The organism is Neisseria sp. HMSC074B07 (genome assembly GCF_001810355.1).
Classification (GTDB): Bacteria; Pseudomonadota; Gammaproteobacteria; order Burkholderiales; family Neisseriaceae; genus Neisseria.
The window spans coordinates 14,389-19,858 of the sequence record NZ_KV800901.1; the positions used below are offsets into that span (position 1 = coordinate 14,389).

General features: G+C 51.9%; 5 protein-coding genes. 3 read left to right on the forward strand and 2 right to left on the reverse strand.

All coding sequences use genetic code 11. The annotated features are described in order from the left end of the window. Positions 1-790 (reverse strand): T6SS immunity protein Tli4 family protein (locus HMPREF2726_RS01440; RefSeq protein ID WP_070601944.1); only part of this gene is annotated, 790 nt, incomplete at its 3' end. Between the two features lie 202 nt (positions 791-992). Here HMPREF2726_RS01440 and HMPREF2726_RS01445 point away from each other — a divergent pair. Together HMPREF2726_RS01445 and HMPREF2726_RS01450 are read left to right on the forward strand one after the other, a co-directional pair. Then, positions 993-1,736, forward strand: coding sequence for a pseudouridine synthase (locus tag HMPREF2726_RS01445; protein ID WP_009312411.1), 744 nt, complete (start codon positions 993-995; stop codon positions 1,734-1,736). A 75-nt stretch (positions 1,737-1,811) separates the two neighbouring features. Further along, entirely contained in the window at positions 1,812-2,270 is a 459-nt protein-coding gene (locus HMPREF2726_RS01450) for a methyltransferase family protein (protein ID WP_070601945.1), read from the forward strand. A 166-nt stretch (positions 2,271-2,436) separates the two neighbouring features. Here HMPREF2726_RS01450 and adhP read toward each other — a convergent pair whose 3' ends face one another. Next, positions 2,437-3,480 carry an alcohol dehydrogenase AdhP gene (adhP, locus tag HMPREF2726_RS01455; RefSeq protein WP_003764565.1) on the reverse strand — a complete coding sequence of 348 codons (1,044 nt, stop codon included), beginning with the start codon at positions 3,478-3,480 and terminating at the stop codon, positions 2,437-2,439. 431 nt (positions 3,481-3,911) lie between these two features. Between adhP and HMPREF2726_RS01460 the strand changes: the two genes are divergently transcribed. Further along, entirely contained in the window at positions 3,912-5,387 is a 1,476-nt protein-coding gene (locus tag HMPREF2726_RS01460) for an aldehyde dehydrogenase family protein (protein ID WP_070601947.1), read from the forward strand. The last annotated feature ends 83 nt before the right edge of the window (positions 5,388-5,470 follow it).

Sequence of the window (5,470 nt, forward strand, 5' to 3'; positions counted from 1 at the left end):
TAACCATTGCGCCTTTCCCCAGATTTACCTTACGTTGCAGCAACGTCGGTTCGCCTGCTTTCAACACGTCGCCGTGCATGATTTCCAGACTCATATCGTGTTGTTTGGCAAATTCGACGGTGCTATGGACTTCAAACGGTTTTTTGCCGTCGTCCGCGATAAAACCGCCTATCAGACAAATGCCGTGTTTATTTGGCACTTCAAATTCCTGTCTGGTTTTCAACCCATTGAGGATTTCTTGGCGGAATTTTTTCTCCATGGTGTTTATTGCTTCTTTTTCTTGGGTTTTCCAGTTGGCAGGGGCTTTGCCATGATCAGAAGGAATGCGGAAATAACTACGCACAATATAAGCATCATCATTATCCAGCTTGAAATATAAATCGGCTTCGTAGGGCATACCGCGATCTCGGATAATATGCTCCCATTCAAAATCCCTACGCGTTACCTGCATCATTGCCCGATCCGGAATCAGGGTGCGGGTATCGACGACAATTTTTGTTCCTGCTCTACCATTTTGCTTAAACTCGTTGATATTCCTAACGTTTCTCTTCCAGTCGTTAAACATAACCATCACACTCCAGCCGTTGTAATCAAGGTGCGTACTGCCGTGACGGCGTTGGGACGGCAGGCGCAATTGATAGCGGCCGCTGCAATAGGGCTGTTCGGTCCAGTAGTCGGTATCGATGGCGGATTTGGTGACGGTCGGCGAATTTTCTGCCGATGGGGAAACGGTGGGCGTGCAGGCTGTGGCGGCGAGAATAAGCGACAGCGTAGTCAGACGGATGGACATGGATAAGCTCCGTGATGAATAGGGGTCGTCTGAAAGTATAGTTTATTCAGACGACCTTTGTCATAAAACGGGCTTGGCGGTATTTATTCGACATGGGCGGGCATTTCGCGCGTCCGTAAGATGGGCGGTATGTCGATAATGTCGGTAGGGAAAATGACGGTTTGGCTTTATAATCTGATTCATTCTTTTCAGGCAAACCATTATGGAACACGATTCAAACGAAACCATGCGCCTTTCCAAACGTATGGCGCAATTGGGCTTATGCTCGCGCCGCGAGGCGGACAGCTACATCGAGCAAGGCTGGGTCAAGGTCAACGGGCAAACCGCCGTACTCGGTCAGAAAGTAACCGAACGCGACCGCATCGACCTCAACCGGCAGGCGCATGAAAAACAGGCGGAGCGCGTCACCATCCTGCTCAACAAGCCCGTCGGCTACGTCAGCGCGCAGGCGGAAAAAGGCTACAAATCCGCCGCCGAGCTGATTACCGCCGACAACCGTTGGGAAGGCGACGACAGCCGCATTCCGTTCAGCGAAAAACACAAATTCGGCTTGGCGCCCGCCGGCAGACTGGACATCGATTCCGTCGGGTTGCTGGTGTTGACGCAGGACGGCCGCATCGCCAAACAGCTTATCGGCGAAAACAGCGGCAGCGAAAAAGAATATCTGGTGCGCGTGCGCGGCAAATTGGACGAAAAAGGACTTGCCTTGCTCAACCACGGATTGAGTTTGGACGGCGAGAAATTGCGCCCCGCCAAAGTAGAATGGCAAAACGAAGACCAGCTGCGTTTCGTGTTGAAACAAGGCAAAAAACGGCAAATCCGCCGTATGTGCGAACTTGTCGGTTTGCGCGTCGTCGGGCTGAAGCGGATTCGGATGGGTAAGGTCAAACTGGGCAAACTGCCGCCCGGCAAATGGCGCTATCTGCGGGCGGATGAGTCGTTTTGATTGGATTTGAACTTGGGAATGACGGCAAGAGGTCGTCTGAAAACGTCACTGTATCCGTTTTATAAAGACAATAATATGAATTTAGAAACCAAAATCCCGCCGCCGGCGATATGTTTTATCTGCGCATTGCTGATGTATGCCTCTGCGCAAGTATCCGCGCTGGTAGGCATACTGCCACACTTTCCGATATTGCTGTCGGTTGTTTTGATAGCGTTTGGGACAGCGTTGGGTGTGTTAGGTGTGTGGGCGTTTCGCCGTGTGCGCACGACCGTCAGCCCGTTCAACCCCGAACAAACCGAACACTTCGTTTCAGACGGCGTGTACCGTTTCAGCCGCAACCCGATGTATGCGGGCATGGGCTTCTGGCTGGCGGCATGGGCGGGACACTTGGCGCATCCGCTGCCGTGGCTGTTTTTGGTGGTATTTGCCGCCTATATGACGCGGTTTCAAATCATGCCTGAAGAACGCGTTTTGGCGCGGAAATTCGGTGCTGAGTACGAGGCGTACTGCCGACGCGTCCGACGTTGGTTATAAAAGCGGAAAACATTAAATCAGATGCGCCTTTGCGGCATGAGATGATCCGGCTGAGCCGATTGACTCGGATTGTGTGAATCCGCGATGGTTAGAATCAAACAAAAGGTCGTCTGAAACCCCAAAACAAGGTTTCAGACGACCTTTCTAGTCAACTGCCTACATCAAATTAATGATGACCGCAGCCGCATTCTTTTTTCATGTCGATAACCATGCGGCCGGTGATTTTGCCTTCGCGCATTTCTTGGAAAATCGCCGGAGCTTCGTCCAAAGCACGCAGTTGGACTTTTGGTACCACCAAGCCTTCTGCGCCGAATTGGAAGGCTTCTTCCAAGTCTTTGCGCGTACCGACCAGCGAGCCGACCACTTCGATGCCGTCCAAGACCAGACGTGGGATGGACAAGTCCATAGATTCAGGCGGCAGACCGATGGCAACGACGCGGCCGCCTGCGCGGACGCAGTCCACGGCAGAGTTGAACGCGGCGGCGGATACGGCGGTGACAACGGCTGCGTGTGCGCCGCCGGTTTTTTCCTGAATCACTTTGGCTGCGTCTTCTTTGGCAGCGTTGATGACTAAATCTGCGCCGCTTTCTTTAGCGAATGCCAGTTTTTCATCATTGATGTCGATGGCGACAACGTGTGCGCCGAATACTTTTTTCGCGTATTGGACACCCAAGTTGCCCAAACCGCCCGCGCCGTAAACGGCAATCCATTGTCCCGGACGCACGCCGGAAACTTTCACGCCTTTGTAAGTGGTTACGCCGGCGCAGGTGATGCTGGAAGCTTGTGCGGGATCGAGGCCGTCGGGTACTTTGACGGCGTAGTCCGCATCGACGATACAGTGGGTCGCCATGCCGCCGTCGGCGGTGTAGCCGGCGTTCAATACGGAACGGCACAAGGTTTCGCGGCCGGTATTACAGTATTCGCACGAACCGCAGCTTTGGAACAACCATGCGATGCTGACGCGGTCGCCGACTTTCAGGGCGTTCGCGCCCGGAGCGACTTCTTTGACGATGCCGATGCCTTCGTGTCCCAACACGCGACCCGGTTTTTCGCCGTAGTCGCCTGCCGCAACGTGCAAGTCGGTATGGCACACGCCGCAATATTCGACTTCAACCAACGCCTCGCCGTATTCCAACGGGCGCAGTTCGCGTTCTACAACTTCTACATCGCCTGCTACATTTTGATTCACAACAACTGCTTGCATCTTCATGGTGTTCTCCTTGGCATTCGTAAGAAATCCGTAAATGGTTGGGCGGGATAACGCCTTTCCTGTAAATGAGAATACTCCCCTTCATTTCTCCGTGTCAACACCCTATCTTTTTGAAAAATAAGGAATAAAATGTTATACCATAACATTTAAATTATAAGGATATATCCGCGAAGATTCTGAAAAATTCTTACACATATCATGTAAAAAAGGTCGTCTGAAAAATTTAAATATATTAACAAACACGCTTTGTTTCCATACGGGTTCAAGCCTTATCGGTTTAAATTTCCTATTTTAGAAAATTACATATTTGGAATTTCGAGAACGTTATCATTTTTAGTGCTTGAACTGAAAGAGAAAAAATACTATCCTGTTTTCAGACGACGTTTGAGGAACGTCTAAAACCTAAGAAAGACAACCAAGGAGACAGCATCATGGCAAAAGATTTAAATGTGTTTGATAAAGAGTACGGCCTCTTGATTAACGGCGTGTGGACGAAACCCGGCGCGCTTTTGGATTCGTACAATCCTGCCAACGGCGAAGTATTGGCGAAATTCACCGACGCGACCGACGCCGATGTCGATGCCGCTGTCGCCGCCGCGCAGGAAGCATTCAAAACATGGCGCAAGACCACCGCAACCGAACGTGCCGCCATACTCAACAAAATCGCTGATGTGATTGACGAAAACTTGGAATTGTTCGCCCTGCAGGAAACGCTGGACAACGGCAAACCCATCCGTGAAACCCGCGCCGCCGACATCCCGCTGGCTTCCGACCATTTCCGTTATTTCGCCAGCGTCATCCGCGGCGAAGAAGGCACCGCAACCCAGCTTGACTCCGAAGATCTGTCTATCGTACTGCGCGAACCTATCGGCGTAGTCGGTCAGATCATTCCGTGGAACTTCCCCTTCCTGATGGCGGCTTGGAAAATCGCGCCCGCACTTGCCGCAGGCTGTACCATCGTCATTCACCCGTCTTCCAGCACTTCGCTGAGCCTGTTGTCGCTCGCCCAAAAAATTAACCACCTGCTGCCTAAAGGCGTGCTGAACATCATTACCGGACGCGGTTCAAAATCCGGCGAATACATGCTGCACCACAAAGGCTTCAACAAACTCGCCTTCACCGGCTCAACCGAAATCGGCCGCCGCATCGGCATCGCTGCTGCCGAAATGCTCATTCCCTCCACCTTGGAGCTGGGCGGCAAATCCGCCAACATCTTCTTTGACGACATGCCGTTCGACAAAGCCCTCGAAGGCGCGCAAAAAGGCATTTTGTTCAACCAAGGCCAAGTGTGCTGCGCCGGTTCGCGCATCTTCGTTCAGGAAGGCATTTACGACAAATTCGTCAACGCCTTGGCGGAAGAGTTCAAAAAAATCAAAGTCGGCCTGCCTTGGGAAGACGATACCCAAATGGGTTCGCAAGTCAACGCCGGTCAGCTTGAAACCATTTTGAAATACGTCAAAATCGGCGAACAAGAAGGCTGCCGCATCATTACCGGCGGTAAGAAAATCGAAGGCGAATTGGGCAAAGGCGAATTTGTCGAACCGACCTTGATTGAAGCCGACAGCAACAACGCCCGCGTTGCCCAAGAAGAAATCTTCGGCCCGGTTGCCACCGTGATTAAATTCAAAACCGAAGAAGAAGTCATCAAAATGGCCAATGACAGCGAATACGGCCTGGGCGGTGCAGTTTGGAGCAAAGACATCAACCGCTGCCTGCGCGTTTCCAACGCACTGGAAACCGGCCGCGTTTGGGTAAACTGCTACAACCGCCTGCCCGCAGGCGCACCGTTCGGCGGCTACAAAACTTCAGGCATCGGCCGCGAAACCCACAAAATGATGCTCGCCGCCTACACGCAGGTGAAAAACATCTACATTTCCACCCGCGAAGAGCGCGAAGGCTTCTATTGATTGCCTGCTGAACATCGTTTATTGATGTAGAAAAAAGGTCGTCTGAAAATTGAACTGGCCCCCAAATCTTGGACACTCATAAA

Bases quoted from the DNA above. Each gene is read 5' to 3' on its own strand.
- HMPREF2726_RS01445 (WP_009312411.1), top strand. From the start codon at position 993: ATGGAACACGATTCAAACGAAACCATGCGCCTTTCCAAACGTATGGCG.
- HMPREF2726_RS01450 (WP_070601945.1), top strand. From the start codon at position 1,812: ATGAATTTAGAAACCAAAATCCCGCCGCCGGCGATATGTTTTATCTGC.
- adhP (WP_003764565.1), bottom strand. From the start codon at position 3,480: ATGAAGATGCAAGCAGTTGTTGTGAATCAAAATGTAGCAGGCGATGTA.
- HMPREF2726_RS01460 (WP_070601947.1), top strand. From the start codon at position 3,912: ATGGCAAAAGATTTAAATGTGTTTGATAAAGAGTACGGCCTCTTGATT.